This window comes from Citrobacter sp. Cu233 (genome assembly GCF_030332225.1).
Taxonomy (GTDB): domain Bacteria; phylum Pseudomonadota; class Gammaproteobacteria; order Enterobacterales; family Enterobacteriaceae; genus Citrobacter.
This window is the reverse complement of sequence record NZ_JAOWIF010000039.1, coordinates 1-4,755: the sequence shown is the minus strand read 5'-3', so window position 1 is coordinate 4,755 and position 4,755 is coordinate 1. Positions and strand designations below refer to the sequence as shown.

Here is a 4,755-nt window from a genome sequence, read left to right as displayed (position 1 = left end):
GGACACGGCTCAGAAATTAAAACGGAACCCGACACTGCCCGTGACCGGAGACTCGGTCTGCTTACCATTTTCATAACGGGCTTCAGCCCAGACGCCAGCATTTGGGGTCAGCTGCGCACTGACGCCCAGTCCGTATTTCCCGGTCGTCCCGGAGATGTCATTCCTGAAGTCGTAGGTGTCATTAATACGGACTTTGTTGTTGTCCGAAAATTCATGACTCACCGCCGCCGACAGGTACGGCTTGACTTCTTTTCCTGCAACGTCAAGGGTCATCCCCAGCTTCACGCCAGCTTCAGTCTGCAGGGATTTGGTCGCACCGATACTGGCTTTCATGCCGTTATTCAGGCTGATATCTTTCGCATCGGCCCGGAACGCCGTTGTCCGCACGTATGGCTGCGCCCATGCATTCTCATTCAGACTGAAGGTCCTGCCCGCTTCGAGACTGCCGCCGAAACCGTTCTGGCTGTAATCCCCTTTCACCGCCGAGCCGTCGCTCATCCAGGTACGCAGCTCATTACTGAAGCGGTTGAATTTGATAACCCCGTCCACGTAGTAGCCGTCATTATCAAACCAGGTCGCGTACAGACCACCACCGGTGCTGTCGACCGTGCTCTTTCCGCCACGCGCATGCTTAATGCTGTTGTCGCTGTAAGAGAAGAAAGTGCCTGCAGCTAGACGGCTCTCACCCAGGTCAAAGACCTTGTCGGCGCCGGTTTCGAAACCGTTCTGCGTCAGGGTATAGCCTGAGCTGGCCCCACCGCTGATGCGCTTGTCTGACCCGGTATAACGGCCCCATACGCCCCCTGGTGCACGGGTATTCTGCATCACATCACCGTGACGGAAACGCAGGTTATCCAGCTCGCTGTTGAAAACGTATGCCGGCGCTGTCGCCATGCCCAGTACCGCGTCGGCTGATTTTGTTGTGCGGCGCACCGGAGACGACGATGTACCTGCATCTGGTTTACCTGCATCCGGGTCAGCCGGCGGAGTAACCGGAGGTGGGGTGTCAGCCTGCAGATACCAGTCGGTATTTTCCTTACTCAGGGTGTATTCCCAGGTACCGGCATCGACTTTCCCGCCTTTCAGGGTAAACGCGGCATCACCGCCGCCGGTCTGCACCACCTGAAGCGGCGCACCAGCAGATACTGGCTCCAGGCCGGTGTTTTTGATATCCAGCACAAAGTTACCGCTGGCATTACCCGTTACCTTCAGCATATCCCCGGTATGTGCTGCGATATCCGTGTTCATCCGGAACGTCCCGCTACCCGACAGGCTCCCGAGCGCCAGCGACACCGCCTGGAAGGCTGGCGTCAGACGCGTGGTTGTTGGCGGACGGAAATCAACGCTCCCGTTATCCAGCGTTAATGCGCCGACAGTGGAGTCACCATCGAGATGCCAGACAGACGCACCTTTAACCGTCATATCACCTGCGCCGGTGTTGTCTCCCTCAACGCTCCCCGTCAGGATGCTCCCGTTATCCAGCGTCAGGGTGGTGCCTGACTGGGTCGTCACATTAGCTTTCGCCTGAAGGGCATCCATCGTCATGGCACCGCCACTCTGAAGGATAATCCCGCCGTCCTGAGACAACAGACCGCTGAAGCGGGTGCTCCCGCCTTCCTGTGTCAGGATACCGCTACCTGTCAGGCTGCCTGTGAAGGTCGCAGCACTGTTGTTGAGGTAATACAGGTTCCCTTCATTTGTGACTACGTCACCGACGAGCGTCCCTTTATCAGTCAGGGTGGTGGTGCCGTAGAGCACACCGCCGCTGCGGACATCCAGCGTACCACCACTGCCAACAGTTGTAGCGCTGGCCTGGTGACCGTCAAGCACTGTCAGGTATCCGCCGTTCTCCAGCAGCATATTGGCTGCACTGCCGCCGGTTATAGAGAAACTGCCGTTCCGGTTACTGCCCTCCAGGACTGCACTGGTGTTTGTCACCACCGCACCGCCATCATTCTGGGTAATTGCGGTGGCGATGCCCCCCGCATTCACCATCAGGGTGCCGCCACTCTTGAGAATGGTGTCACTGGCCTTACCATCACGTAGCACAGTCTGGATCCCCCCGTTATTAATAGTGGTCAGGGATGCACTGCCACCTACCTGCACATTCTGGGTACCGGCGTCATTAATAGAGGTGTTGGTCACTGAACCACCTAAGATATTCTGTACGCCACCTGAATTGATCACAGTATCGGTGGCAGATCCAGTCGATACGATGGAAGTTTGAGGGTCAGGATATTCCACCACATACTGAACACCACCGTTGAGGGTGGTGTTGACTGCACTGCCGCCAAGAACATGCTGAGTCCCGCCGGAGTGGACGATCGTGTCCGTTGCACTGCCACGCGCCAGCAGTTCCTGAACACCACCTTCATTAATGGTGGTGCTGGTCACGCTGGCAATAAATACAAGCTGGGTCCCGCCTGAGTTGATTATCGTATTTGTGGCACTGCCTGGTGGGGAACCAGCAGTTGTATCTTCCGTCACATACTGGACCCCACCATTAATGGTAGTGTCGGTTGCGCTACCGCCATACACATACTGTTCTCCACCAGTGTGGATAACAGTGTCTGCGACACTAGTTAGCCATAATTGCTGAGTGCCACCAGAGTGGATAACAGTGTCTGTGGCAGAGCCACCTGGATTAATAACCTGCCACCCTCCCAAAATGGTGGTGCCGATCGCAAGACCACATGAGTAAACTACCTGCTTACCATTCGTGTTAACAGTAGTGTCCGTGGCACTGCCGCCGCTGGAGACGTATTGTGTCCCATCGCTGTTAATAATGGTATCCGTAGCGCTGGCGCCGCTATGGACACCCTGAATCCCATAGGCGTTAATGGTGGTACTCGTCGCACTGCCGCCGCTGAGAACATTCTGGGTTGCATGGTTGATTGTTGTAGCGATCACGCTGCCGCCGCTAGAGACGATCTGCTTTCCTCCGCTGTTAATGGTAGTGCTCGTGGCGCTACCACCGCTGTGAACATACTGGATACCAGTACCACTTACGGTAGTACTGGTGGCACTACCGAAGACTTGTTGCTTCCCGGAGGCGCTAACACTGGTGTTCGTGGCACTGCCACCGATATAGACATGTTGTTCAGCTTGCATACCGCTAACGTTGGTATTCGTGGCACTCCCCCCGCTGAAGACATGCTGCCCCCCATATTTAATGGTGGTGTCTGTGGCACTGCCGCCGTTGGAAACATACTGCGCGCCAAACTGGTTAATGGTGGTACTCGTGGCACTGCCGCCGCTGGAGATATGCTGTTGCCCACCACTGTTAATGGTCGTGTTTGTTGCCGTGTCGCCAGGCCCCAGAGACATGGATGAGCTTGTACCTCCTTTCCCCAGCACCTGATCGTTATAATCCACTGCCAGAGCAGGCGCCGACGGCAGAAGCAGGCCGGCAATCAGCCCTGCCAGCACGGTACGTTTGATTTGACGGGGGCGTCGGCCTCCTTTCCGGGTCAGCTCTGAGGTAACGACCCACATCCCGGTGGATTCGTTCCACACAGTGTTATAAACCTTATTCATTGCTTACTCCTTTCTCCAGGGGGACCTCAACACCCTGCTCAGTTAAAGAACGGTGAAGTTTATTGATGACGCCATTGACCTGGGCGCCGGTTATCAGCCGGGTACATTCAAATTGCCGGTCGGTGTTTTTATGTCTCGGGCACCACATAAAATCTTTATGGTCAAAATTCAGCGACGTGTCGTCCCAGCATCCATTGCACCCGTGAGAGTTAAATACCCGCCACGGGGTATAAAATTCGCTGTTGGGCAGGCTGAAGCCGCTTATCAGCACCACCGGGATTCCGGTTGCCCACGCCAGCCATGACAGGCCGCTTGGCAGGCCAATGAAGAAGCTGGCATGCCGCAGCAGGTTCACCCGCTCCTGCAGCGGGAGCCTGCCGGTGAAGTCCTCTGCTCCCCAGGGGATATGGTTCCAGACAAAGCCCTGGCCATAATGGGCATCCCGGTCAATGCACAGCACCCGGTAACCCAGCGATTTCAGATGAGCGACAACCTCACTCCAGCCGGTGCCGTTGTTCCAGTATTTCGCCTGACAGGTGGACTGTGTGGCGATGCACACATAGGGCGCCTGGATAACCCGGGGCGCAGACAGGTCAAGCCGGACGGGGGCTTCACGCGGGTCAACGCCCAGAATGTAGCCCGCAGAACGGTGGAAACCGACCTTGCGGAAATCCACCGGCTGATTGTCTGTATCTCCACCGAAATAGAGCCCCACACGATAGGTGGCATAAGGCGCCATCGTGCGCGGCTTATCCGGCGTGGAAAACTGTATCTGCGGATACTGAGGTGCCAGCAGGTCAATAATGTCCTGCGCCATCGTGCATTCCAGCCGGCACTTGTGCAGGGACTGGAATCGTTCGGCATAAGGGAACCAGCCGAGCAAATCGCCCAGCGTCCCGGTCGGGAATGAAATCAGCACAGGCCGGTCTTTTAATTTCAGGGTTTCATCCAGCAGGGGCGTTTCTTCCCCCCGACGGAATACCTGAATGCGAAAACGCACAAAATATTTCTTACGGCTGGTCACCCAGCCTTTATCCACATCGCAGCAGAAAAGAATATTGTCTGAATCCGCATCCAGCAGACGCACGTGCCATTTTCCTTCAGGAAGCAATACACGGGCGCCATCATTAAAATCATAAAAGATATTTTCAGGTCCGGCCTGTGTTGGCGTGTCAGGCGGAGGGATAAAAAATGTATTCTTCAGCGTTGACATATTTT

Annotated in this window: 2 protein-coding genes; both read right to left on the bottom strand. The window is 55.9% G+C overall.

The window, feature by feature from the left end:
• Nucleotides 1-9 precede the first annotated feature (9 nt).
• Entirely contained in the window at nt 10-3,537 is a 3,528-nt protein-coding gene (locus OGX95_RS16365) for an autotransporter outer membrane beta-barrel domain-containing protein (RefSeq protein WP_286630194.1), read from the bottom strand.
• On the bottom strand, nt 3,530-4,750 hold the full coding sequence (locus OGX95_RS16360) for an autotransporter strand-loop-strand O-heptosyltransferase (protein ID WP_286630193.1): 1,221 nt from the start codon (nt 4,748-4,750) through the stop codon (nt 3,530-3,532). Before OGX95_RS16360 ends, OGX95_RS16365 begins: the two co-directional genes overlap by 8 nt.
• Between the last annotated feature and the right edge of the window lie 5 nt (nt 4,751-4,755).

Coding starts and splice junctions, on each gene's coding strand:
- OGX95_RS16365 (WP_286630194.1), bottom strand. CDS start 3,537: ATGAATAAGGTTTATAACACTGTGTGGAACGAATCCACCGGGATGTGG.
- OGX95_RS16360 (WP_286630193.1), bottom strand. CDS start 4,750: ATGTCAACGCTGAAGAATACATTTTTTATCCCTCCGCCTGACACGCCA.